17 protein-coding genes are annotated in these 24,276 nt (G+C 65.4%); 10 read left to right on the forward strand and 7 right to left on the reverse strand.

Going from position 1 to position 24,276, the window contains the following annotated elements:
- Positions 1-64: 64 nt before the first annotated feature.
- Positions 65-430, forward strand: coding sequence for a sulfur globule family protein (locus tag THIMADRAFT_RS11430; protein ID WP_007193193.1), 366 nt, complete (start codon positions 65-67; stop codon positions 428-430).
- A 129-nt stretch (positions 431-559) separates the two neighbouring features.
- On the opposite strand, the gene THIMADRAFT_RS11435 is transcribed toward THIMADRAFT_RS11430, so the two are convergent.
- From THIMADRAFT_RS11435 to THIMADRAFT_RS11445, 3 genes are all read right to left on the reverse strand, one after another.
- Complete coding sequence (locus THIMADRAFT_RS11435; protein ID WP_007193194.1) at positions 560-1,918, reverse strand: vWA domain-containing protein; 1,359 nt, start codon at positions 1,916-1,918, stop codon at positions 560-562.
- A 216-nt stretch (positions 1,919-2,134) separates the two neighbouring features.
- On the reverse strand, positions 2,135-3,220 hold the full coding sequence (locus THIMADRAFT_RS11440; protein WP_199484234.1) for an AAA family ATPase: 1,086 nt from the start codon (positions 3,218-3,220) through the stop codon (positions 2,135-2,137).
- 115 nt (positions 3,221-3,335) lie between these two features.
- Positions 3,336-4,352 (reverse strand): hypothetical protein, encoded by a 1,017-nt coding sequence (locus THIMADRAFT_RS11445; protein ID WP_007193196.1) that lies wholly within the window; start codon positions 4,350-4,352, stop codon positions 3,336-3,338.
- A 367-nt stretch (positions 4,353-4,719) separates the two neighbouring features.
- Here THIMADRAFT_RS11445 and gloB point away from each other — a divergent pair, with 367 nt between their 5' ends.
- The 5 genes from gloB (at position 4,720) to THIMADRAFT_RS11470 (ending at position 9,986) form a co-directional block, all read left to right on the forward strand.
- Complete coding sequence (gene gloB, locus THIMADRAFT_RS11450) at positions 4,720-5,496, forward strand: hydroxyacylglutathione hydrolase (RefSeq protein WP_007193197.1); 777 nt, start codon at positions 4,720-4,722, stop codon at positions 5,494-5,496.
- Between the two features lie 352 nt (positions 5,497-5,848).
- Positions 5,849-7,384: an apolipoprotein N-acyltransferase gene (lnt, locus tag THIMADRAFT_RS11455; protein WP_007193198.1), complete on the forward strand. Its 1,536-nt coding sequence runs from the start codon at positions 5,849-5,851 to the stop codon at positions 7,382-7,384.
- Positions 7,385-7,426: 42 nt separating this feature from the next.
- Positions 7,427-7,972 (forward strand): hypothetical protein, encoded by a 546-nt coding sequence (locus tag THIMADRAFT_RS11460; RefSeq protein ID WP_233490240.1) that lies wholly within the window; start codon positions 7,427-7,429, stop codon positions 7,970-7,972.
- A gap of 15 nt (positions 7,973-7,987) precedes the next feature.
- The gene (mpl, locus tag THIMADRAFT_RS11465; protein ID WP_007193200.1) at positions 7,988-9,346 is read left to right on the forward strand and encodes a UDP-N-acetylmuramate:L-alanyl-gamma-D-glutamyl-meso-diaminopimelate ligase; all 1,359 of its coding nucleotides are present in this window, start codon (positions 7,988-7,990) and stop codon (positions 9,344-9,346) included.
- Positions 9,347-9,362: 16 nt separating this feature from the next.
- Positions 9,363-9,986, forward strand: coding sequence for a flavin prenyltransferase UbiX (locus THIMADRAFT_RS11470; RefSeq protein ID WP_007193201.1), 624 nt, complete (start codon positions 9,363-9,365; stop codon positions 9,984-9,986).
- 60 nt (positions 9,987-10,046) lie between these two features.
- Here the strand turns inward: THIMADRAFT_RS11470 and odhB are convergent, their stop codons facing one another.
- A complete protein-coding gene (gene odhB / locus THIMADRAFT_RS11475; protein ID WP_007193202.1) occupies positions 10,047-11,303 on the reverse strand; it encodes a 2-oxoglutarate dehydrogenase complex dihydrolipoyllysine-residue succinyltransferase in 1,257 nt (418 codons plus the stop codon).
- Positions 11,300-14,158 carry a 2-oxoglutarate dehydrogenase E1 component gene (locus THIMADRAFT_RS11480; protein WP_007193203.1) on the reverse strand — a complete coding sequence of 953 codons (2,859 nt, stop codon included), beginning with the start codon at positions 14,156-14,158 and terminating at the stop codon, positions 11,300-11,302. The genes odhB and THIMADRAFT_RS11480 overlap by 4 nt, the downstream gene beginning before the upstream one ends.
- A 186-nt stretch (positions 14,159-14,344) precedes the next feature.
- Between THIMADRAFT_RS11480 and THIMADRAFT_RS11485 the strand changes: the two genes are divergently transcribed.
- The 4 genes from THIMADRAFT_RS11485 (at position 14,345) to THIMADRAFT_RS11500 (ending at position 17,547) form a co-directional block, all read left to right on the forward strand.
- A complete protein-coding gene (locus tag THIMADRAFT_RS11485) occupies positions 14,345-14,563 on the forward strand; it encodes a hypothetical protein (protein ID WP_007193204.1) in 219 nt (72 codons plus the stop codon).
- Positions 14,564-14,768: 205 nt separating this feature from the next.
- The gene (locus THIMADRAFT_RS11490) at positions 14,769-15,518 is read left to right on the forward strand and encodes an NRDE family protein (protein ID WP_007193205.1); all 750 of its coding nucleotides are present in this window, start codon (positions 14,769-14,771) and stop codon (positions 15,516-15,518) included.
- Between the two features lie 329 nt (positions 15,519-15,847).
- Entirely contained in the window at positions 15,848-16,774 is a 927-nt protein-coding gene (gene hemC, locus THIMADRAFT_RS11495) for a hydroxymethylbilane synthase (protein ID WP_007193206.1), read from the forward strand.
- Complete coding sequence (locus THIMADRAFT_RS11500) at positions 16,774-17,547, forward strand: uroporphyrinogen-III synthase (protein ID WP_007193207.1); 774 nt, start codon at positions 16,774-16,776, stop codon at positions 17,545-17,547. Before hemC ends, THIMADRAFT_RS11500 begins: the two co-directional genes overlap by 1 nt.
- 13 nt (positions 17,548-17,560) lie before the next feature.
- Here THIMADRAFT_RS11500 and THIMADRAFT_RS24730 read toward each other — a convergent pair whose 3' ends face one another.
- Both THIMADRAFT_RS24730 and THIMADRAFT_RS11510 read right to left on the reverse strand, forming a co-directional pair.
- Complete coding sequence (locus THIMADRAFT_RS24730) at positions 17,561-22,714, reverse strand: response regulator (protein WP_007193208.1); 5,154 nt, start codon at positions 22,712-22,714, stop codon at positions 17,561-17,563.
- A 126-nt stretch (positions 22,715-22,840) separates the two neighbouring features.
- Complete coding sequence (locus THIMADRAFT_RS11510; protein WP_007193209.1) at positions 22,841-24,271, reverse strand: GGDEF domain-containing protein; 1,431 nt, start codon at positions 24,269-24,271, stop codon at positions 22,841-22,843.
- Between the last annotated feature and the right edge of the window lie 5 nt (positions 24,272-24,276).

Here is a 24,276-nt window from a genome sequence, read left to right on the forward strand (position 1 = left end):
CAGTGGAGGCCGAGACGGACTCCATGCTTGCTGCCAACAACATAAAATCGATTCGGAGAATAGAATGAACAAGCTTGCTACTGCTGCCGCCATCGCCGCCCTCCTCGGTGCTTCCGCTTCCGCGTCCGCTTGGTGGGGTCCGGGTGCCGGCGGGTACGGCCCGGGCTACGGCTCCGGTCTCGGCGATGCCATGGGCGACATGTTCGGCGACGGCTACGGCGACTTCAACTTCGGCATGAGCGGCGGCGGCAGCGGTCGTGGTTACGGCCGCGGTCTGGGTCGCGGCTACGGCAACGGCTACGGCTACAACAACCCCTACTACGGCTATGGCGCGCCTTACTACGGTGGCGGCTACCCTTACGCCTACCCCTACGCAGCGCCGGCCGCCCCGATGGCGCCCGTCGCTCCGGCTCAGCCCCAAGTCAAGTAAGATCCTTTGCTTGACTGCCGGTGAGCCTCCGGCTCACCGGCATATGGAAGGCCAGGCGTCAGCCTGGCCTTTTTCGTTGTGCGCATTCGCGCGCGATGATCGGATCATCGCGTCCGCCGAGACCGACATTCAACTCAACAGCAGCTTGCGGCCGAACGGCTGATCCGGTGTCGCGCAGGACTCGGGTACGGCCCAGATCACCGGCCAGCCCGGGCGAAATCGAGCGGGACCGTCCAGGTCCGTCAGGACCACGCCGATATCCGGTCCGTACTTGTCGGCCTCTTCGAGCAGGGGCGTGAAGTCGGTCCCGCCGCCGCCGTTGAACTCGATGTCTCGCAGATCCGATCGTCCGGGCTTGAAATGCGCGACCCGTTGCACCCGACAGTCGCCGATTACGAGGACCAGTGCGGCCTCCAAGCGTCGCGTGATCGCTTCGATCTCGCCGGCGAAGCGTTCCATCAGGTCGTCCTCGACCGATCCCGACACGTCGACGATCACCACCAGTCGCGGCACTGACTTCGCCGCGCTGATGCCCGGTTCCCACGGCAGGCGTCTCCCCGACCCGAGCCGACCCTGATTCGCGATGTAGGATCGGGCCGGTCTGGACCAGGAGAGATTGGGTCGGGTCGAGAGACCGCGTGCCAGCTGGGTGCGCAGGATCTGCTCCCAAGGCGTGCGGATCTTGGGCAGATCGGCGATCAGGGCGCGCAGCATGGAATGCGCACCGTCTCCGGCATGCGCGCGCAGGATGCGCTCGCTCCACTCGCGCGCCTGCTCCGCCTCCGATTCGGGTTGCTTCCGTGCATCGGGTTGCGGGAAGAGGTCGGCGTGGGTCTCGGCGCCGAGTGACCTGACGCGCGCGGACATCGGGCCGTCCTCGCGGACTTCGGCTTGGGACGACGCGTCGATCTCCTCCCGCGACGCGCGGCCCTCCGCACCCGGTTGGCTGTCGCCGATGCCGCCGCGGCGACGCCGGCGGGTCATTCGGGATCGGCCATTGTCTGCTGCCCTGCGGTCGTCGATGGCGCGATAGAGGCGCTCGACGTCCCATTCGAGCAGGGCCTTGTCGACACCGACATCGATACCGAGCGTGGCGAGCAGAAGCGTCTCCAGAAACACCGACGAGACCGGCAGCTCAAGCCAGCTCAAGTGACTCAAGGCGCTGTTGACGATAGCGTCCGCACAGATGTTGAACAGCTCGAGATCGACATCGCCCAGGAGCTGTTGCAGATCCAGATAGCGCTGCGGATGCCGCAATGCGATATGCAGCACCTCGTGCGCGACGAGACCGACCTGCGCGTGCAGCGAAAGCCGCTCGAACGAAGCGCCGTAGTAGACGGTGTCCCCGTCGGTCGCAACCGGACCCGGATCGATCTCGGGCGGCAAATCGCGATGCTTGACCCAGAGCGCCAGCCCGCCGGTGGACGGCGCGAATTCCACCATCTGCTGAATCGCGCGCGTCCCGCGGTGCCTGAAAAGATCATTCATCCTAAATCCGGCATTCGGAACCGCAAAGGCGCAAAGGACGCGAGGGAAAACAAAGAACTGCAATGCGAACAACGTTCACCCCTTGAGTGAATAGCGCCATTGAGGCAATTCATTGAACGCCTTTGCGTGCCTTGTCTTCTTTGCGGCTCAATTTCTCTCTTTAAGCTCATCAGGATTCAACTCACCCTTCACCCTTCACCCTTCACCGCTCTCCACTCACCCCTCGCTCCGACGCTCCTCCAGATAATGCCGGTAGCTTGCGCTGTCCAAAACCGTCGCCTCCAACCCGACCTCCAACGCCTTCTGCATCAGAAGCTCCATCGCGAGTGTCTGTGACTCTCGAATCGGCAGTGCCACCTCGCTTCGGATGTCCGGAAACTGCTCGACGATCTCGAGCGCTCGCGCCATGGTGTCGGCGTCGGTGCTGGCGGCCAGCAGGCCGTAGATCATGCCGTAGAGCCCGTCGAGGGTCCGGGGAAGCAGGGCGGCGGTTTCCGGACCCGGCCGGCTCGCCAAGAGCTGCATCACGTCGGTGCCGGCCTGGATCTCGCGCAGCACTCCGAAGAACTCCGCCGCGTTGGCGGCCCCGATGCGTCCCTGCACGAAGACCCGTTTTGCGTTCTCGGAGAGGTTGGACTTCAGGACGTTGGAGATGTCCTCCCACCCGCGCGGACTGGCGCCGATCAGGTGGTCGTTGGCAAGCTGCGACTGGGTGTCGTCGAGCTTGTCCGGACGGACCTTGAGATAGGCCATCACCTCGGGCGCGAAATCCATGGCCAACGCATGCGCCAGGAAGGAATCGATCACGGTCTGCACGTTGAAATGAAACATACGATCGGCGAGGGCCGTGCCCATATCGTGACAGACCGCGCCGTGGAAGCTGGCGTTGCCCGCGGCCACCACCTGCCAGCCGTCGGGCAACCGATAGTGACCGACCCGACGGTCGAGGATCAGCGAGTAGGCCGAGATCTGAAGGCGCTGATCCGCAGCCGTGAGCTCGTCGAGAAAGAGGATGCCGTCCGGCTGGTCGGGCGAGGGCAGGAACTCGGGCGGGAACCAGACCGTCTTGGCCAGGGCGTCGTCGGCATAGATGGCGCCGCGGATATCGACCGGCTCGATCGTGGTCAGGCGCAGATCCACCAAGGGGACCCCGAAGTGGTCGGCCACCTGTCGCACGATCGAGGACTTGCCGACACCCCGGGTTCCCCAGAGCATGGATGCGCGCCGGCGCAGGGTCGGATCGGAATACTGCTCCACCAGCGCGGCCTTGGCTGCGGCGATCGAGACGGGGGGAATGTTCATCGGATTGCCGAGCATCGTGACTGCTGATCTCCCAAAGTTAAACCGCGTCCCGTTAGACACGCACCCGTATGAGGTGGCTCGTGATTGTAAGTCAGTTGGTCGGTGAAGGGCGCCGTCATGCGTCCTGCGTCGATGTCTTCGGCATCTCGCCGGGCGGGCTCGACGGCACGTCTCGCCATGCGGATGCGCTCAAAGGTTTCGGGAAGGGCGGGATCTCGATGCGCGGCATTTCCTTCATCGAGAAGAAGAGGACCATGAGCAGGGGCGGGGAGTGGAAGATCAGCATGCGGATCAGGGATTCGTCCGAGAGCTCCAGAAACTGGATCGCGGGTGCGCCGAAGATCAGACCCAGACCGATCAGCAAGGGAAGCGCGCGCCGAAAAACGACATTCCAACGTGCCGCAACCAGTCGCTCATGGTAGCGTGCCGGGGGCTCGCGGAGCGTCTCGGCCAGATGCTCGACGGTCCGGGTCAGCTTCACCTCGGCGTCGCGGCTGCGGTCGGGCTCCTTCCCGCGCAAGCGCAAGGTACTCTTCCAACAGGCCTTGAGACGATTCAGACGACGCCAATCCCATCCGATCACCGCCAGCATGTCTTCGGGCAACGCGATCGTATCGCCGTCCTCGGCATGCAGCTCAAGCTCGGCCGGCATGCCGCGCCCGGTTTGCGCCTTCATCGTCAGGGTCAGACCCTCGACCTGCGCCGCCCCGCGCGTCAGGATCAGACGGGTTGGTGACACGGCGTCGACGGCCCCTCCCGTGCTGGATTCCAAACGGTAGCTTCGGGCGATTCGGTAGGTGCGTTTCTCGCGGAAATGACGCCTTGGATCAACCGACTCGAGGTGATCGAGAAGGTCGACGGGGTTGCTGCCTTCGACAACCAGATCCGCCTCCAAGCCATCGGGACGGCGAAGGGTGCGGGTGAGCCGGAATCGGTCGGGTTTGGGGTTCTCGAGCAGCAGGGTCTCGCGCACGCCGCTCAGCTCTGCTGCGTCCTCGCCGTGATCGAACGGCTTGAAGAGGAGGCGTCGCTCGAGACGGTCGCTCGCGGCGAGATCGACATGCCGCGAGCGCCGCGTGAAGGGCTCGACCAGGGTGAAGATCTCGTGATGCGTCAATGGGTGCGAGCTCATAAGCAGTCCTCGCCGGAAACGGATGGGTGAGTCCGGGACGTCGCCGCGTCCGCATCGAGCCGCGCGTCCGAACCCCAACTGTAACGTCCGGATATCCTTGCGCAACATCAACAATTATCCGGTTATCCTAAACCGCGCCCGGTGGGGTATGCGTCGTTTGTTGGACTGGCGCGGTCTAGATCCGCACTCCCGGTCGACACCTGTTCAGGCGCGCCCGGACCCGGTTCGTGGGATCATAGGCGGGTTGCCGAGACCGCCGTGCGCGTCGCCTCGCGAAGATCGCCACTCGCTGAGTCCTCGCACCGAGACGCCGAGCACGATGGTGCTCGGCGCAGCCCTCTAGACGATCGAATCCCCGGAGCCGTCCATGCTCGAGATCCGCCCCATCCCTGCCTTCGAGGACAATTACATCTGGCTGCTGACCGAGACGCCGGGAACAGCCGTGGTCGTGGACCCGGGCGATGCCGATCCGGTTCTCGATCGTCTACGCGCCGAGGATCGCATCCTCACCGCCATCCTGGTCACCCACCACCACGGCGATCATATCGGCGGATTGAGCGAGCTGCGCTCGGTCTTTCCCGAGGTGCGCATCTATGGCCCCGTCGATCGGCGAATCCGCGACCTGACCGATCCGACGGGCGAGGGTGCGGTCGTGCGCCCGCAGGGCCTGAGCATCGATTTTAGAGTGATGGAGGTGCCCGGTCACACCTCCGCACACATCGCCTACCTGGGCGCCGGCAGCCTGTTCTGCGGCGATACGCTGTTTGCCGGCGGCTGCGGGCGCGTCTTCGACGGCACCTTCGAGCAGCTCTCGGATTCCTTGGATCGCATCGCCGCGCTGCCGCCCGAGACCCTCGTCTACTGCGCGCACGAATACACGCTCGCCAATCTCGGTTTTGCCGACTGGGTCGAGCCCGGCAGCCCGACCTTGAGCGCGCGGATGGATTCCGACCGCAGACGACGGGAGATGGATCTGCCCACGGTTCCGTCGCGTCTGGAGCTCGAGCTGGCGACCAACCCCTTCCTGCGCACCCGCGTGCCGGAGGTCGTCCGGGCCGCCGAGCGTGCCGCGGGACGCCCGCTCGGCTCGCCGCGCGAGGTCTTCAAGGCGTTGCGGCAGTGGAAGGACGATCACTACGATTAGCCGTGATCAGACGGACCAGTCGTGACCGGCACGCCCGGGTGCTCGGAGGCGTGCCGGTGTTTCACGGCGTGACGGTCGCGCGCGGCGTGGCGCAGCGTTTGCCCCGGGCGGCGACCCCACGATGCGCTGACGGGACTGGTGAATCGCCGGGAATTTGAAAGCCGTGTCGAGGAGGTGCTTGCGACCGTCCGCAATTCCGTTTCCCCCGGCGGGTCAGCCCTCGCCGCGGGCGAGAGCTTCCGAGGCGCGTTCCCGCCACGCGCCGGGTGCACCGTCAGAGCCGCTGCGTGTTGACCAGGATAGCCGCGACTGTTAGAACCGCCGCGCGTTTCCCTAATCCACTGGTCCCTCGATGGTCTCGCCCTCGCCACGTCTCGTCCCCCATTTGCGATCCTTGCTTGCCTGCGCGAGCGGTGCCCTCCTGGTGCTCGGATTTGCCCCCTTCGGCTGGTATTGGTTTGTCCTGATCGGACTTCTAGGATTCTTGGCCGCGCTGAACGGCGCCTCGCCTCGGCTCGGTTTTTTCAGGGGTTGGCTCTTCGGCGTCGGTCTGATGGGCTTCGGCGTCTTCTGGATCCGGATCAGCTTGAACGAGTTCGGCAATATGGACACCTGGGTCGCCCATCTGCTGACCGGGGTCTTCGTCGCGACGATGGCGCTCTTTTTCGGGCTCGTGGGTTGGCTGGTTCGGCGCCTGGATCGGGGCTCGGCCCGGGCGGTCCCGGTCCTGCTGTTCCCCGGCCTCTATCTCCTGGTCGAGTGGCTGCGTGGCTGGTTGTTTACCGGGTTTCCCTGGCTGAGCTTGGGCTATTCCCAGATCGACGGACCGCTCGGCGGTTTTGCCCCGATCCTCGGCGTCTACGGCGTCGGTCTGCTGATCCTGCTCTCGGCGGGTTTGCTTTGGGTGCTCTTGCCCTGGTCCGGGCGCGGGTCAGGGCCGGGGCGCGTCGCGGCTGCCGCCGCGCTGGTTCTGATCTGGGGCGGGGGCATGCTCCTGAAGGAGGTGTCCTGGGGGGCACCGTCCGGGCCGAGCTTTCGTGCCGCGGTGGTGCAAGCGAGTATCCCGCAGGCGATGAAGTGGGATCCGGATCTGCTCGTCTCGACCATGGAGATCTACTGGGACCTGACCGAGCGGAATCTGGATGCGGATCTGGTGGTTTGGCCCGAAACCGCAATCCCCGATTTTCTGCATCATGTCCGCGAGGTTCTGATCGAGCCTATGGCCGCGCGTGCACGGGAGGAGGGAACCGAGATCGTCCTCGGCATCCCGGTGATGGAGTCGGACACCGGGCGCCACTTCAACGCCTTGTTGAGTGTGGGCAGCCGGGAGGATCTCTACGCCAAGCGCCATCTGGTGCCATTCGGCGAGTTCATGCCATTCAAGGCGTGGCTCGGACCGTTGGTGGATCTCTTCGAGGTCCCCATGTCCGACTTCAGCCGCGGGAGCGCCGAGCGTCCCTTGCTCGCGGTGGGCGATCGAGTGGCGGGTGTCTCCATCTGCTACGAGGACGCCTTCCCGACGGAGGTTTCGCAGGCGTTGCCGGAAGCCGAATTCCTGATCAACGTCAGCAACGACGCCTGGTTCGGCGATTCGCTGGCGCCCCATCAGCATCTCGAGATGGCGCGGATGCGGGCGCTCGAAAACGCGCGCTATCTTCTGCGTGCCACCAACACCGGGATCTCGGCGATCATCGATCAGCGCGGACGGGTGCTCGGGACGGTTCCGGCGTTCGTGCGCGGGGACTTCGCAGCCCGGGTGCGACCCTATGCGGGCGCAACACCCTATGTGCGGTTCGGCAATGTCCCGACGATCGGACTCGCGACGGTGATGGTGTTGCTCGGTGCGGGCTTTATTCGCCGCGTGTCCGCCGGGGCCCGCGAGGCTTGATCGCGACGAAGGTTGCCGCAGCAGCGACTCGGGCGGGTATGATTGAGTCAGGTTTCGCCGAAGGATGTGACCGTGCAGGCGTTGATCTTATTTTTCGTTGAGCTGTGTGCATTGCGCAGAAACCCGCAGGATCTCCCCGCCTCCGAGATCCTTCTCGCCGTCGTGGCGGTCGCGAGTCTCTTCGTCGGTGTGATGATCGGCCTCGTCGCCCATCTGTCGATCGGCGCGAGCCTTGCGCAGACCCTGTTCGAGCTTGCGACGACGCTCGGCGCACTCTTTGTCGCCTTGCGCCTCATGCGCCTGGATGCGCGCTTCATGCAGTCTGCAACGGCACTTCTCGGCAGCGGTGTCGTGATCGGTGCGATCGCCCTGATTCCGCTCAGCTTCAACCCGACCGGCTCGCAAGAGACCGATCTGGCCGCACTCGGCGCGCTCCTGCTTCTGGTGGTTTTCGTGTGGAGCGTGGTGGTGACCGGTCACATCCTGCGCCACACCTTTCAGATCTCGCTCGGTCAGGGCGCGGCGATCGCCGTGGCCTTTAAGGTCGGCGTGGTCCTGTTGATGGGCATCGCCTTCGGCGGCGCCTGAGGAGCTCCAATACGCATGCATCTGCATATCCTGGGCATCTGCGGTACCTTCATGGGCGGCATCGCCTTGCTGGCGCGCGCGCTCGGTCACCGGGTCACGGGCTCGGACGCCAACGTCTATCCGCCGATGAGCACCCAGCTCGAGGCGGCCGGTATCGGCTTGATGGAAGACTATGATCCGAGCCACCTCGAGCCGGCGCCGGATGTGGTGGTCGTCGGCAACGCCATGAAGCGGGGCATCCCTGCCGTCGAGGCCATGCTGGATCGCGGTCTGCGCTATTGCTCGGGCCCGGAGTGGCTGCGCGAGAATCTGTTGACCGATCGCTGGGTGCTGGCGGTGGCCGGTACGCACGGCAAGACCACCACCGCGAGCATGCTCGCCTGGGTCCTGGAGGACGCCGGTCTCGCGCCCGGCTTCCTGATCGGCGGCGTGCCGCTGGATTTCGGGCTGTCCGCGCGGCTGGGCTCCGCACCCTTTTTCGTGGTCGAGGCGGACGAGTACGACACCGCCTTCTTCGATAAGCGCTCCAAGTTCGTCCACTATCGCCCCAGTACCCTGATTCTCAACAACCTGGAGTTCGACCACGCCGACATCTTCGACGACCTCGGCCAGATCCAGCGCCAGTTTCATCATCTGGTACGCACCGTCCCGGGTCGCGGTCTGATCCTCCATCCGGGCGCCGAGCCGGCGCTCGATCAGGTGCTGGCGATGGGCTGTTGGACCCCGCGCGAGTCCTTCGGCGAAGCGGGGCGGTGGACCGCTCGGCTGCTCGTCCCGGACGGATCCCGCTTTGAGGTGATGCTCGATGAGCACCCGCTGGGCGAGGTCGACTGGGGGCAAACCGGACTGCACAACGTGCACAACGCGCTCGCCGTCTTGGCCGCGGCCCGGCACGCGGGTGTCCCGGTCGCCGCCGGGATCGCCGCTTTGGGTCGGTTCAAGGGGGTGAAGCGTCGCATGGAGCTGCGCGGCGAGATCGCGGGCGTGCGTGTCTATGACGACTTCGCCCATCACCCGACGGCGATCGAGACCACGCTGGGAGGCTTGCGTCGTCGTGTCGGCGAGCAGCGCATCCTCGCGGTGCTCGAGCCACGCTCCAACACCATGCGTCTGGGTGTGCACAATCGCGAGCTCGCCGCCTCGCTCGATGCGGCCGATCGGGTGTTTGTCTTCGCGCCTGCCGATCTGGGGTGGGATGCCGAGGCCGTCTTCGCGGGGCTTGCGCAGCGTGCGGCGGTGCATGCGGATCTCGATGCGCTTGCCGCTGCTGTAGTGGCCGAGTGCCGTGAGGGCGATCAGGTCTTGGTCATGAGCAACGGCGGCTTCGGCGGGATCCACCAGAAGCTCCTGGACGGTCTGGCGCAGGCGCGCTAGGGAAGAGGGATCGCGCATGTCCGAGCCGCTTCGAGACTGGCCAAAGACGATCACGGTCGCCGTGACCGGGGCCTCCGGGTCCCAATACGGGCTGCGTCTGGTCGAGTGTCTGCTCGCCGCCGGGATGCGGGTCTATCTGCTGATCTCCCAAGCCGGGCAGGTCGTGCTGAAGATGGAAGCCGATCTGGAGGTGCCGGCCCGGCCCGCCGAGGCGGAGGCCTTCTTCCTGGATTACTTCAAGGCGCCACCGGGACAGCTGCGTGTCTTCGGTCGCCAGCAGTGGACGGCACCGGTCGCGAGCGGCAGCAACCCGCCCGACGCCATGGTCATCTGTCCCTGCACCACGGGCACGCTCGCGAGCATCGCCGCGGGTGTCTCGACCTCGCTGATCGACCGCGCGGCGGATGTGACCATGAAGGAGTCGCGCAAGCTGATCCTGGTGATCCGCGAGACGCCCTTCACGGCCATCCATCTCGAAAACATGCTGCGTCTTGCGCGCGCCGGTGCGGTCATCATGCCGGCCAATCCGGGGTTCTACTTCAAGCCGACGCGCGTCGAGCAGATCGTCGATTTCATGGTCGCCCGGATTCTGGATCACCTGGGCGTTCCGCATCGTCTGATGGCCCGTTGGGGCGAGTAGCGCCGCGTCGGCGCTACGAGCTTGCAGGGCGGCATAGCTCGGTCAGCAGGCTGTTTCGGTTTAGATCCTCAGCAGCAACCGCGCCGGATCCTCCAGGGTCTCCTTGATGGAGACGAGGAACTGCACCGCCTCGCGTCCGTCGATGATCCGGTGGTCGTAGGTCAGGGCCAGATACATCATGGGTGCGATCTTGATCTCGCCGTTATCGGCGATCGGACGCTCCTGGATCTTGTGCATCCCCAGGATGGCGCTTTGCGGCGGGTTGAGGATGGGCGTGGAGAGCAGCGAGCCGAAGACCCCGCCGTTGGTGATCGAGAAGGTGCCGCCCGTGAGCTCCTCGTAGCTGAGGTTTCCGTTCTGCGCCTTTTCTCCGAAGGCGACGATGCCCTGCTCGACGTCGGCCATGCTGAGCTGATCGCAGTTGCGCAGGATCGGCACGACCAGACCGCGCGGGGAGCTGACCGCGATGCCGATGTCGTAGTAGCCGTGGTAGATGATGTCGTCCCCGTCCACCGATGCGTTGATCACCGGGAAGCGTTGCAGGGCCTCCACCGCGGCCTTCACGAAGAAGGACATGAAGCCGAGCCGTACCCCGTGGGTCTTCTCGAACTGGTCTTTGTAACGGCTGCGCAGCGCGAGGACGGCCTGGAGATCGACCTCGTTGAAGGTAGTCAACATGGCCGCGTTCTGCTGAGCCTGGACCAGACGCTCGGCGACGCGGGCACGCAGGCGCGTCATGGGCACACGCTGCTCGGGGCGGCCGGCCTCGCCGGTGAGGCTCGGGCTGGGTGCAGGCGCCGCGGAGGGCAGCTCGGGATCTTTCCCCTGAGCGGCCTGCTCGCGCTCGTCGAGATAGGCGATGACATCGGCCTTGTGGATACGACCCTCGCGCCCCGTGCCCGCAATCGCGCCGGGGTCGAGATTCAGCTCCTTCAGCAGGCGGCGGGCGGCGGGTGCCACTTGCGGCTCCTGGCCGGCGGGTACAGCCTTCGCAGCGGGGCTCGGCGCGGCGGCTTTGGCCGGTGCTGGCTCGGCGCGCGGCGGCGATGGCTCCCGCGCCGGCGGCGTCGCCCCGGCAGCGCTCGCCTCGATGAACCCCAGAACGGCATCGGATTGAACGACATCGCCCTCGTTGGCCATGATCTCCCCGAGGATGCCGTCGATCGGAGAGGGGACCTCGAGCACGACCTTGTCGGTTTCCAGATCGACCAGATTCTCTTCGCGCTTGACCGGATCGCCCGGGCGTTTGTGCCAGGTTGCGACGGTGGCGTCGGCAACCGACTCGGGAAGGGCGGGGACGCGGACTTCGCTGCTCATTGTGGCGGGATCCTTTTATTCATGCTGGGGTTGAAATGCCCGGTCAGTGCCTCGTCGATCAACCGCTCCTGCTGCTCGACATGCGCGGCACGGTGGCCGACGGCCGGTGCGGCGGAGGATGGGCGGCCGACATAATAAGGCCGTTTCCCGTCCTGCATCAGGTTATGGAAGCGGTGTTTGATCTGGTCCCAAGCGCCTTGGTTTTGAGGCTCCTCCTGGCACCAGACGATCTCCTCGGTCGCGGCGTAGGGCTCGAGCGCGCGGTCGAAGTAGTCCTTGGGAAAGGGATAAAGCTGTTCGATGCGGATGATGGCGACATTCGTCAGACCACGCGCACGCCGCGCCTCGAGCAGATCGAAGTAGACCTTGCCGCAGCAGAAGACCACGCGCTCGGTCTGGGCGGGGTCGATCGGGTCGATCTCCGGGATGACCGTCTGGAAATGACCGCTGGTCAGCTCGTCGAGCGCCGAGACCGCGAGGCGATGGCGCAGCAGGCTCTTCGGGGTCATGACGATGAGCGGTTTGCGGTAGTCGCGGACGATCTGACGGCGCAGGAGATGATACATCTGTGCCGGCGTGGTCGGCACGCAGACTTGGAGGTTGTGCTCGGCGCAGAGCTGCAGGAAGCGCTCCAGACGGGCGGAGGAATGCTCGGCGCCCTGGCCCTCGAGTCCGTGGGGAAGCAGCATCACGAGCCCGCAGCACAGCCCCCATTTGGTTCCCGCCGAGCTGATGAATTGATCGATCACCACCTGGGCACCGTTGGCGAAGTCCCCGAACTGAGCCTCCCAAAGCGTCAGCGCGTTCGGCTCCGCGGTCGCGAATCCGTATTCGTAGGCCAGTACCGCCTCTTCGGAGAGGAGCGAGTCGATCGCGATGAAGGCGCCCTGATGCTCGCCGATGTGCTGCAACGGCGTATAGGCGTTGCCGGTCACTTGGTCGTGGATCTTGGCATGACGATGGAAGAAGGTCCCGCGGCCGGCATCCTGTCCGGACAGGCGCACCGGCGTACCCGCGTCGAGGAGGGTTGCGTAGGCCAGATTCTCGGCGAAGCCCCAGTTCAGGAGCTGATCGCCTTGAGCCATCTTGCGCCGCTCCTCCCACAGCTTCTCGACCCGTGGATGGAGCTCGAAGCCATCGGGCACGCGCAGCATGGCATCGCTCAGCTCGCGGAGCTTCTCGACAGGGACGCCCGTATCGACGCTTTGATCCCAGGCCGTGGAGCGGCAGAAGCCCCAGTCGACACGGTAGGCATGGTCGAGCCCGCACAGGACCGGGCGCGCGACCACCACACCCTGCTCGATGGAGTCGCGATAATCCGCAACCATCGCGTCGGCCTCATCTTTGGAGACGAGACCGTCGGAGACGAGGCGATCGGCATAGACGGCACGCGGGGTCGGATGCCGGCGGATCTTCTTGTACATCATCGGCTGGGTGACCGCGGGCTCGTCCGCCTCGTTGTGCCCGAGACGCCGATAGCAGACCAGGTCGATGATGACGTCCTTGTGGAACTGGTTGCGGAAATCCAGCGCCATGCGGGTGACGAAGATGACGGACTCCGGGTCGTCGCCGTTCACGTGAAAGACCGGCGCCTGCACCATCTTGGCGACATCGGTGCAGTAGAGCGTGGAGCGTGTGTCGAGCGGGTTGCTGGTCGTAAAGCCGATCTGGTTGTTGATGACGATGTGGACCGTGCCGCCGGTGGCATAGCTGCGCGTCTGCGAGAGCTGGAGCGTCTCCATGACGACGCCTTGGCCGGCAAAGGCCGCATCGCCGTGGATGAGCACGGGCAGGACCTGATCGCCGCTGCGGTCGTGGCGGCGCCGCTGGCGTGCGCGCACCGAGCCCTCGATCACCGGATTGATGATCTCGAGATGCGACGGGTTAAAGCCCAGCACCAGATGGACGATGCCGCCGGGGGTGTCGATGTCGGTCGCGAAGCCCATGTGATACTTCACGTCGCCGGCCATCTGACGCCAATCCATCTGGACCCGCCCCTCGAACTCGTCGAAGATATCCTGAGGCGGTTTTCCGAAGATGTTGGTCAGCACGCTGAGACGCCCGCGGTGGGCCATGCCGATGACCAGCTCCTTCTGGCCCTTGCGGCCGGCGCGCTGGATCAGCTCGTCCAGCAGCGGGATGAGGGCGTCGCTGCCTTCGAGCGAGAAGCGCTTCTGACCGACATAGCGTTGGTGAAGATACTTCTCGAAGCCCTCGGCGGCGGTCAGGAGCGTCAAGAGCCAGCGCCGGTCGGCGGTGTCGAGCTCGGGTATCGCGCGATAGCCCTCGAGGCGCTTTTGGATCCAGCGTTTCTCCTGCGTATCGGTGATGTGCATATACTCGGAGCCGACCGTGCCGCAATAGATCTGCTCCACCATCGTGATGATGTCGCGCAGCGGCATGCGGTCGGGGGCGTACAAGGAGCCCGTATGGAAGACCTGGTCCATGTCCTCGGCGGCCAGATTGTGGAAGGCCGGATCCAGATCTGCGATCTTGGGCGTGTCGCGAAGCTTGATCGGGTCGAGGTTGGCGACCTGATGTCCGCGATAGCGGTAGCCGTTGATGAGTGAGAGCACGGCGGCTTGCTTCTCCGCGGCGGCGGGCTCGAGCCGCTCGGTCGAGCGCGTGCGTGCGCGCGTACGACTCTCTTGAGCGAGCCGCAGGAAATTCTCGCGTACCGGTCCGTGCGCGACCTCGTTGGCCGCTTCCTGGTGCATGATGTGGAAGCGTTCTCGCCAAGCTAAATCGACGCTCTCCGGGTCCTTTAAATAGCGTTCATAGAGGTCTTCAATAAAGGCTGCATTGCCGCCGTAAAGGGCGCCGGAACTGCGAAACAGCTCGAGGATTGCGCTCATGCTCGTTGTTGTTTCTCTGAGTTGATTTTATACATGGATAATCGATGTTTATAACACAAGTCCCGAAGCGCTTGGCAAGCGGGTTCAGGGCGACCGTCGTCGCGTGGCAAGGATCGGGCAAGCATCATCGCCGATCTTGCGGTGTGTCGTCTCCCGGTCCTTAGCCGACGCGGTCGGGACTCAAAGATGGAACCGCAATCTTCCGCGGCCGAGCTGAGCGAGCGCAAGCGTCGTCGGATCCGCCTGGCTCGGCTCGAGGCCGACGTCGCCTATTTTCAGGCGCGCTTGGAGATGATCGGCGAGCCGAGGAGCGCGAATCAACTGACCCAGCGCAAGGCGTTCGCGCTCTTGCTCAAGACAGTCTCGACCAAGGTCGCGAAGGTCCAGCGCGAGCGGCCGGGTTGAGTCGCAACCGACGGAATCGACGCGCTGCGCATCATCGCATCTGAATCGCGTCCGCCGTCGCGGATCGAGCCGAATTCGAATGTAAGAATTTAATGATTTCTCTTCGATCCGAAGCGCGTCTCGCCCCGATCGTTTTCGATACGATCCCGATTGTGTATTACGACAGAGCAGTGCAGGGCGATCTCCTGCTCGAGGGGTTCAATTCATGTGTACCTTCGTCATTCTGAGGCGTCCCGGTCATGCCTGGCCGGTGCTGATCGCGGCCAATCGTGACGAGATGCGTACCCGGCCGAGTCTTGCGCCGGGAAGGCACTGGCCGGACCGCGCGGAGGTGCGTGGCGGACTCGATCTGGAGTCCGGCGGGAGTTGGCTCGGGGTCAACGATCATGGCCTCGTCGCCGCGGTCATGAACCGTCAGGGTACGCTCGGACCTTTGCCCGGCAAGCGCAGTCGCGGCGAGCTGGTCTTGGAGGCACTCGACCATGCCGAAGCCTCCGAGGCGGCCGGGGCGTTGGCGGATCTCGATCCGGCCGCCTATCGCCCCTTCAATCTGGTGGTGGCGGATCCGCGCTCGGCCTATTGGCTGCGTCACGGAGGCGACGGCGACATCCGCGTTCATCCGATCGCCGCCGGTCTGCACATGTTGAGCGCGAGCGAGCTGGACGATCCCGGCCACCCGCGCATTGCAGCGTATCATCCGAGGTTCGCCGAGGCGCAGCCCCCGGATCCCGACGCCGACGAGTGGACGGCCTGGCGGGATCTGCTGGCATCGAATCGGTCCGGTCCCGACGTGGATCCCGAGGCCGCCATGACGTTCGAGCGCTCCGACGGGTTCGGCACGCGTTCCGCAGCGCTGATCGCCATCCCCCTCTATCCCGGTTACGGCCGCGGGCCGATCTGGCTGCATGCGCAGGGGAGGCCGGATCAAACCCAGTTCCTCCGAGTCCTCCTTTAACCGCGTCCGGAGCGGGGCGGGATGGCTCGGCTTGCGGCGGCGTCCTGCAGATCGCTCGGGTTCCGGCCTGGATGCGGTTTAGGATAATAGAAACAATTCGTTAAACTGCATCCGCTGCGTCGTTCGCTGGTGCCTGCGGCGTGAAAACGTCGCTTGAGTCGCCATGTCGCTGCGAGACGCAGTTTAGCCGGTTCGAAACCCCGCGTCGGCTGTGCCACAATCTCACCCTTTCGCCGCCTACGTGGTCCAACGGTCTCGTCCGCGCGGGCGTGATCGTACGTCCCTGTCTCAGACCCTGGCTCCGAACCAGAGCCCCTTTAGGATCCACCATGTCGAACATCATGCGTATCGCCACCCGTAAATCTCCCTTGGCCATGTGGCAGGCCGAGCATGTCTCCGCACTGTTGACCAAGCTCCATCCGGGGCTCGAGATCCAGATCGTCGGGATGACCACCAAGGGCGACAAGATCCTCGATGCGCCCTTGGCGAAGGTCGGTGGAAAGGGGCTCTTCGTGAAGGAGCTGGAGCAGGGGATGTTGGAAGGCGTGGCGGACATTGCCGTGCACTCCATGAAGGACGTCCCCGTGGAGTTTCCGGAGGGCCTTCATCTGGCCGTGATCATGGATCGCGAGGACCCGCGCGATGCCTTCGTGTCGAACCGCTACGAGGGCCTCGATGATCTTCCGCAAGGTGCCTGTGTCGGCACCTCTAGCCTGCGTCGCCAATGTCAGCTCGCCGACCGGCGTCCCGACCTGCGCATCGAGCCCCTGCGCGGCAACGTCAACACCCGTCTCGCCAAGCTCGACGCGGGTGAGTACGACGCCATCATCCTGGCCGCCGCCGGTCTGATGCGCCTGGGCTTCGAGTCGCGCATCCGCAGCCGGATCGCACCGCAGGACAGTCTGCCGGCGATCGGCCAAGGCGCCATCGGGATCGAGTGTCGCAGCGCGGACCCGCGCGTCAATGATCTGATCGCGCCGCTGCATCACCGCGACACCGCGGACCGGGTGCTCGCCGAGCGCGCGATGAACGCGCGTCTGCACGGTGGCTGTCAGGTCCCGATCGCCGGGCACGCTCTGATCGAGGGCGACCGACTCGTCCTTAAGGGGCTGGTCGGGACGCCGGACGGATCACGGATCCTCCGGGCCGAATCCACGGGCCCGCGCGAGGACTGGGAGGCGATCGGGACGCGGGTCGCCGACGATCTGCTCGCGCAGGGCGCCGGCGAGATCCTGAGTGCACTCCAGGAGCCGTAATGGCAGCCCCCTGTGATCTCGGCGGGCGCGGCGTCCTGGTGACCCGGCCCGCAGCCCAGGCGGATGGGCTCTGCCGTCTGATCGAGGCGGCCCACGGCCGCCCGATCCGTCTGCCCACCATCGAGATCGCGCCGGTCGCCGATCCGGGCGAGGCGGCCGCACTGCTGGCGCAGTCATGGGACATGCTCTATTTCGTCAGCCCGAATGCGGTCGAGCAGGCGCTCGCCTTGGTGCCGGACGGTGCGTGGCCGGGGGTCGAGACCGTCGCTGCCGTCGGGCGAGCGACAGCACAGGCGTTGACCGACGCGGGGCGTGCGCCGGAGCTGGTCCCGGAGCAGCGCTTCGACAGCGAGACACTGCTCGCGATGCCCGAGCTGGCCGACATGCGCGGCCGCCGGGTGCTGATCGTCCGCGGCGAAGGCGGGCGTGCCTTGTTCGCCGATACGCTCCGCGCCCGCGGTGCCGAGGTGCTTTTTGCCGAGGTCTACCGTCGTCTGCGCCCGGCATTCGATCCCGCACCGCTGCTCTCGCGTTGGACCGACGACGTGGTCATGGTCACCGTGACCAGCGACGAGATCATGCTGAATCTGATGGAGATGCTCGGCCCCGCGGGCCGTGCTCCCTTGCTCGCCACGCCCTTGGTGGTCGTGGCGGAGCGCACCGCCGAGAAGGCCCGAGGGTTGGGGTTCGCCCGTGTGGAGGTCGCCGAGCGTGCCGAGGATGCGGCGATCGTCCGCGCCTTGTGCGCGCTCTGCCCGGCTGCCGCCGATTGAGCCTAAACCGCGTTCAGTCGGAAGCCTGATCGGTTCTCCGCGCTCCGGTGCCTTGCGGTTCACCGTCGTCATGGCCGGGCAGCCAGAGTGCCAGGGTCCGGTAGAGCTCGACGGTGTCGATCGGCTTGGCCAGGTGCCCGTTCATGCCGGCCTCTCGCGCGCCGTTGCGATCGATTTCCATCACGGCAGCCGACAGGGCGATGATCGGTAGATCGGGACGCTGCGGACGAATCCGTCGGGTGGCCTCGAAGCCGTCCATCATCGGCATCTGCAGGTCCATGAGGACGAGATCGAAGTCTTGCGTCGTTGCCAGCGCGACCGCCTCGATGCCGTTTTCGGCCAGGGTCACGACAGCGCCGGTACGCTGAAGCATGCGTTTCGCGACCTCCTGGTTCAGTGCATTGTCTTCGACCAGCAGAATCGCCGCACCTGTAAACGAGGGTATCGGCGCACGGGCCGTCGGCGCGGTCCTGCCGGGATGCGGCTTTTCTCCATGGGCTTCGAGCAGGGTGTCGAGCAGGGCCGACGCGGTGACCGGTTTACCCAGGAAACCGCTGAGCCCCGAGCGTTCTTTCGGCAGATCGTCGCGGTTATAGCCGCTGACGATGATCGCCGGTGTTTCGGCGCCGGTCAGGCGGCCTTCTTTGCGCAATCTGAACAGCTGCCGGGTGGCCTCCAGACCGTCGAGATCACCGGGCATCTTCCAGTCCATGAGGATGAAGTCGAAGGGCCGGCCGGCCCGTTCGGCCTCGATGACGGCCTGCACCGCAGCGGCACCGCTCGCGGCCTCGTCCACTCGGCATCGCCAACTCTGAAGGATCTCGCGGAGCACGGTTCTGGAAACGGCGTGATCGTCGACGACCAGGACTCGAGCGCCGGCGATCTTTCGGAGATCGCGCGGTTCGCTGTCCTCGCGCGAGACGGGCAGCAGCAGATCGAACGAAAAGACACTGCCTGCTTCGGGCGCGGAGGCGACCGTAAGGCGGCCGCCCATGCGCTCGACCAGTTTTCGGCTGATCACCAATCCCAACCCGGTGCCGCCGTACTTGCGTGTCGTGGAGCTGTCCGCCTGCGAGAAGGCTTGGAAGAGGCGATCGATCTGTTCGGTGTCCATGCCGATCCCGGTGTCCGCCACCTCGAAGCGCAGCTTGACCTGAGCGGTGTCTCCGCCCAGTCGGGCGATGCGAATCTCGACGGTCCCCTGTTCGGTGAATTTCAGTGCATTGGCGAGCAGGTTGGTCAAGACCTGGCCGAGGCGCAGCGCGTCGCCGAGCAGCGTTCGGGGGACATCGGGGGACACGCGGAAAACAAGCTCGAGGCCCTTCTCACCGGCGGCGGAGCCGAAGAGCGTCGCCATTTGGTCGAGGAGCTCGTCCATTCGAAACGGACGCGACTCCAGGTCCAGCTTGCCCGCCTCGATCTTGGAATAATCCAGGATGTCGTTGATGATCCCGAGCAGCAGGCGCGATGAGCCGTGAATCTTGCCTAGATAGTCGCGCTGCTCGTCGTTCAGATCGGTTCCCAACAGGATCTGGCTCAGCCCGATCACGGCGTTCATCGGCGTGCGGATCTCGTGACTCATATTGGCCAGGAACTCGCTCTTGGACCGGCTGGCGGCCTCCGCTTGCTCGCGACTGAGTCGCAGCGAGTCCTCCGTTTCGCGTCGTTTCTGAACGTTGACGAGCATCTGTGCAAACACCGTCAGCAGCCGCTGCTCGGTATCGGAATAACGATGATGCCTGCGCACCGAATCGAAACCGACGAACCCTCGGCAGCGCGGTCCGTCGATCATCGGCACGGCGATCGCGCTCTTTATCCCTTGAGGCTCGAGCACCTGTCTGACGCTGCTCTCGGGCGCGAGCGAGAGCACATCGGGGACGTAGACGGTGCCTCCTTCTCGATGGGTTGCGATCCAATCCGGGATCATCTCCATCGGAACGGCCTGCAGGGTATCGATCTGAGGCTCGATCCCGGAACCACACCACTCGTGTGTATTGGTGACGATCTGCCGCTCGAAAACGTAGTCGAAGATGTAGGCCCGATCCGCACCGACGAAGTCCCCAAGATGCCCCAGCGAGGTCTCGATCACCGAATCGACCCGGTCCAGCGGCAGGCTGATGTAGGTCGAGGAGATCTCCATCAAGAGACCCTGCAGGCGGGTCTCTCTCTGCAGCGCCTTTTCGCTGTCCTGAAGATGGGCGAAGGTGTCCAGTCGCTTGATGGTGCTGCCGATCACCTGCACGAGAAGCTGCAATAAGCCGATGTCGCTTTTTGCCCACGCATGCCGGGGGTGCAGGGCGTCGAAGCCGACGAAGCCGCCGAGCGTGCCGCCGCTGGCGACCATCGGCAGGCAGAGGAGCGACCCGATGCCTCGGGTAAGAAACTCCGCCTTTTCGGCGCCCGCATCGTCCGGGAGGGCGGCTACGCCGGGGATCAGGAGCGGCTCTCCGGTTGCCATCCGAGCCTTCCACCAAGGCAACTGGTCGACCGGCTGGTCTTGCGAGCGTTCCATCCGAGACGGTGTGCCGGGGGCGCACCATTCATGGGTATTGGTCATCCGCGAGCCGTCCTCCGAGACACGGAACAGGTAGGCCCTCTCGACCTCGAGGAGCTCGCCGAGCTTTTGGAGTGCCTGATCGAGAATGGCGTCGAAGTTGTCCGGGCGTGCCCTCGCGAAACGCGCGGAAATCGCGGCGGCGGCGCTTTCGAGCTCCAGCCGTCGTGCGGTCTCGGCCTGCGCACGCTTGCGTTCGGTCACGTCGCGTGCAGCGGCATAGATCAGCTCCCCGCTGGGGAAGGAGCGCCACTCGATCCACCGATAGCTGCCGTCGCGACACCGATAGCGATTCTCGAAATCCAGGATCGCACCGTGCGCGTCGAGGCGCCGGGTCGCCTCGCGCGTCGCCTCCCGATCCTGCGGATGCACGAAATCAATGAACGCTTGCCCTTCCAATTCCTCGGGCGGATAGCCGAGGGTACGCTCCCACTCCGGGTTTACGCGCAAGAACACGCCCTCGGCGTTCACGATGCAGAACATATCGAGTCCCGTCGTGAAGAACCGGTTGAGCTCCTCGGTTCGGGCGTTGACCAGACCGACCAATCCTGCGTGGCGACGCGCCAGCAGGGTCGCCACGAGCACGCACGCGACGGTCAAGGCAAACCCCGTGAGCGCCGTGATCCATCCTGCCCGCGCGGGATGCCGGCTCAGGAACTCCGGACCCGCGGAGGCGGTCACGGCAAAGACCTTGCCGAAGATCGGAAGGAGGCGGGTCAGAGACGGCCCGCCGGGCTGCTCGCCGTTCGGATTCCAATTCGATGCGAGCGGCTCGAAGTGCCCCGAAGGGTGCAGATAAGCGACCTGCAAGCGCGTGGCCTTGTCCGGCCCGTCGCCCAGCAGAAGGGTATCCATGCGCAGCGCGGCGGCGACGACGCCGCGTACATCGCGCGAATCGCCCCGGACCGGTTGGACGACGCGGATACCCTTCGGACTCCCCGGTTCCAGCACGAAGGTGATGGGACCCGTCGCGGTGGGCAGGTCGCCGAGCGTCGCCGCATCGATGGCCGCACGGCGTTGTGGATCCGATGCAAGGTCGAAGCCCAATGCCTGTAAGTTGGCCCGCGTGGACGGCGCCGCGAAGAGGACCGGATAGTGACTCTCCCGCGCCGCCGCCGGCACCCGCCCGGTCCGTGCGTCCTCCTGCCAAATCTGCGCGTCCTCGATGCCGGCTGCCTTGGCCCGTGCGCCGAAGTCATCCAGGTCCGTTGCGTCGACCCTCGGCGCCCAACCCCATGCGCGCACGGCCGGATTGCGGGTCAGATAGGTCGTGTAGCGCTCGAAGTCCGCTGCGGTGATCTCCGCCGAGCTTTCCACGAAGCTCGCCAAACCCTGAAGCTCGGTATCGCGCAGGTTTTGGAGGGTTTCGGCGATTGCCTCGGTGCGCGCGCTCGCCAATTGGGCGAATGACCAATCGCGGGCATGACCCTCGCGCTGATGGGCCATCCAAGCGGCAAAGAGGGTTAAGGCGAGGCCCGCGGCCATGACCAGCATCGGCTCGAGATGGCGCCACCGTTGGGCGGCATGCGGCTCGAGGCGGGTGCGTCTGACCAGCAAGGCCGTGCCCGCGAGAATGATCAGGAGCAGCACGCCCGTCAGGACGAGTGTCGGCACGGCGGTCTTCGCGAGTGCGACCTTCCAGGTGACCGCCTCCACGTCGATACCGAGTACGGCGACGACGCCCCCTTGGACGCGATAGGCGCCGGCGCAGACGATCATGTCGCCGACGCGCTGCACGAAGGTGGTCTTGGGTTCGACCCGGTCGTTGATCGGGTTCTCGTATTCATAGGCTACCCAACCACTGCCCTGCGACAGGGCGATGCGTTGAATCTCCCTGCGGAACAGAGTGCCGCCGACACGGTCCGGCCTGTCGATCAAATTTTTCCCCACCAGATCGGGCTTCGCCGGGTGGGCCAGGAAGGTCATGTCCAGATCGTAGGCGAAGGCGTAGAGGTCGCCTCGATGGAAGGGGCCGTTCGGCTCGCGCAAGGCCTCCAGCAGAGCCTCTCGGCCATGCTGCTCCGCATAGGCCGCGGCGTTCTGCACCAGGGCGCGGGCCTCGGCCGGAAGTGCACTGCCTCCAACGGCCTTGCTCGGCTCGAAGATCGGGACCTGGGCCGAGACCCAGGTTCCCCAACGGTCGACGAGCGGTCCTTCCACATGCTCGTCGCCGGTGGCGAAGACACGCCGCTCGCCCTCCGATGCCTCGTCGTAGGGATCGCCGGGCGGCGAGTAGTCATCGGAGTCGGGTGGCTCGTTGTCGACGAAGATGAACAACTGCCCGTCCGCGCGACGCCCCATCAGATAGACGAAGCGGTAGCGCGGATCGGTCTTCGCCACGATGGCAAGCTGGCTCTTGAGTCGCTCGTATTCCGGCTTCTCCAGGTCTGCCGGGCCGCCCGTCAGGGCCGCAACCCGCTCGACGTTGAGCGATTGTGCCAACAGCCGCGTGTCCAACAGCAGGCTGTCCTTCATCTCGCGATCCGCCAGCCCGACGGACCACCAGGCTCCGAGTGACCCGCCGATCAGCACCAGGACGGCCAAGGCGATCGCCGCGCGTATCAACAGGCGAGGCGACCCCGGGTCCGGGGCGGCGATCGCTTGACGGAGCATCCTGCGGGTCAAGAGGGTGTCGGTCCGGGGCAGGTCATGGGGCGGCGCGGCGTCTGGAAGGCGATCGCCGAGTCCGCGCGACGAGCCGGCGTGGGCACCATCGCCCGCCGCTCCGTGTTCTGCCGATCAGGTTGGACCCACCACACGATCCCTGCCTCCTTCTTTGGCTTGATAGAGCCGTTGATCCGCGATCTCGACAAGGTCGTCGACATCCATCCCCGCATATTCGCATACGCCGCCGCTGACCGTGACACGAAGCCCCTGCTGGGTCCAGGTCTGCGCCTTTACGGCGCTGCGGATGCGCTCGGCGACATCCATCGCCGAGGCGGCGCAGGTGTGCGGCAGGATGACGAGAAACTCTTCGCCCCCGTAACGGCCGCTGATATCGATGTCGCGCGTGCATGTTCGCAATGTCGCGGCGACCTTGATCAGGACCTCGTCGCCCACGCGATGCCCGAAGGTATCGTTGATCGCCTTGAAGGAATCCAGGTCGAGCAGGATGACCGAGAGCTCGTCGCCGTAGCGTTTGGCGCGATCGATCTCCTCGCCGAGCTTCTGAAGGAGATAGCGTCGGTTGTAGGCCCCGGTCAGCCCGTCGGTCAAGGAGGCCAGCCGCAGGTCGTCCTGGATCGCCTTCAGCTCGGAGATGTCGACCAAGGAGACGAGGCGAGCCCAGACGCCTGAAAAACGAATCGGTATCGCCGAAACGACGGCCCAACGTCGACTGCGGTCACGGGTCAGGATCCGGGTTTCGCGTTGCTCGCCGATCCCGTCGGGGAGCCCATCGGCGGCTAGTGCCTGCCAGGCCGAGCTGTTCAGCCGCCCGGTGTTGTCGGGCTCCAAGGCGAGATACGACTTGGCCGCTTGGTTGGCTTGAGTCACCTCGCTCAGACCACGCTCGGCCAGGATCATGGGGAAGGGGGCCGCCTCGAACAGGGTGCGCAGGTTGGACTCGCTCTCGCCGAGCCTGTGCAGGACTCGGCTCGCCCCGAACCAAGCAAGACCGATGACCAGGAGCATGGCGCCGCCGACCCACACGAGCTTGCCGCGTACGCTGTCGATCAGATCGTTCAGGAACTGAGGACTGGAATAGAAGGTGACGATCCCGACCAGCAAATGATCGTCCGGATCGTAGAGTGGGATCTGCGTGATGAAGCAGTCCGCGCACTCGCTTGCCCCGCGGGTGATCGCCAGACTCTCGGCGGGAAGGTCGAGGAGATCCTCGTCCAGCGTCAGTGCGATGCGCCGGATGAACGGACTGCCGGTCGACTGATCCTTCAGGAGCAGAACGCCGTCGAGCTGGGTTCGGATCGCTTCGGCGAGCTGCTCGGGTGGCTGTCCGTCGCGCAGAAGCGTCTCGATCCCGCTGGTCTGGGCTTGGGCGAACGCGCGCGAGCGGCTCTCGGCGTCGGCGCGCAGGGTCGGCTCGATGGCGATGACCCAGTGCAGCGCGATCAGGGTCGTGAGCAGGATCCCGAGCAGGGCGAAGATCAACGCGAGGTTGCGCTCGAGGGTCAGCGAAAAGCGACGGCGGGTGGCGAAGGCCCTCTCGTTCATGTCGG

The sequence above is a fragment of the Thiocapsa marina 5811 genome (assembly GCF_000223985.1).
GTDB classification, from domain to species: Bacteria; Pseudomonadota; Gammaproteobacteria; order Chromatiales; family Chromatiaceae; genus Thiocapsa; species Thiocapsa marina.

Bases quoted from the DNA above. Each gene is read 5' to 3' on its own strand.
- THIMADRAFT_RS11480 (WP_007193203.1), bottom strand. From the start codon at position 14,158: ATGAGCGCAATCCTCGAGCTGTTTCGCAGTTCCGGCGCCCTTTACGGC.
- lnt (WP_007193198.1), top strand. From the start codon at position 5,849: ATGGTCTCGCCCTCGCCACGTCTCGTCCCCCATTTGCGATCCTTGCTT.
- mpl (WP_007193200.1), top strand. From the start codon at position 7,988: ATGCATCTGCATATCCTGGGCATCTGCGGTACCTTCATGGGCGGCATC.
- odhB (WP_007193202.1), bottom strand. From the start codon at position 11,303: ATGAGCAGCGAAGTCCGCGTCCCCGCCCTTCCCGAGTCGGTTGCCGAC.
- hemC (WP_007193206.1), top strand. From the start codon at position 15,848: ATGTCGAACATCATGCGTATCGCCACCCGTAAATCTCCCTTGGCCATG.
- THIMADRAFT_RS11490 (WP_007193205.1), top strand. From the start codon at position 14,769: ATGTGTACCTTCGTCATTCTGAGGCGTCCCGGTCATGCCTGGCCGGTG.
- THIMADRAFT_RS11435 (WP_007193194.1), bottom strand. From the start codon at position 1,918: ATGAATGATCTTTTCAGGCACCGCGGGACGCGCGCGATTCAGCAGATG.
- THIMADRAFT_RS11500 (WP_007193207.1), top strand. From the start codon at position 16,774: ATGGCAGCCCCCTGTGATCTCGGCGGGCGCGGCGTCCTGGTGACCCGG.
- THIMADRAFT_RS11445 (WP_007193196.1), bottom strand. From the start codon at position 4,352: ATGAGCTCGCACCCATTGACGCATCACGAGATCTTCACCCTGGTCGAG.
- THIMADRAFT_RS11510 (WP_007193209.1), bottom strand. From the start codon at position 24,271: ATGAACGAGAGGGCCTTCGCCACCCGCCGTCGCTTTTCGCTGACCCTC.
- THIMADRAFT_RS11430 (WP_007193193.1), top strand. From the start codon at position 65: ATGAACAAGCTTGCTACTGCTGCCGCCATCGCCGCCCTCCTCGGTGCT.
- gloB (WP_007193197.1), top strand. From the start codon at position 4,720: ATGCTCGAGATCCGCCCCATCCCTGCCTTCGAGGACAATTACATCTGG.
- THIMADRAFT_RS24730 (WP_007193208.1), bottom strand. From the start codon at position 22,714: ATGCTCCGTCAAGCGATCGCCGCCCCGGACCCGGGGTCGCCTCGCCTG.
- THIMADRAFT_RS11470 (WP_007193201.1), top strand. From the start codon at position 9,363: ATGTCCGAGCCGCTTCGAGACTGGCCAAAGACGATCACGGTCGCCGTG.
- THIMADRAFT_RS11485 (WP_007193204.1), top strand. From the start codon at position 14,345: ATGGAACCGCAATCTTCCGCGGCCGAGCTGAGCGAGCGCAAGCGTCGT.
- THIMADRAFT_RS11440 (WP_199484234.1), bottom strand. From the start codon at position 3,220: ATGAACATTCCCCCCGTCTCGATCGCCGCAGCCAAGGCCGCGCTGGTG.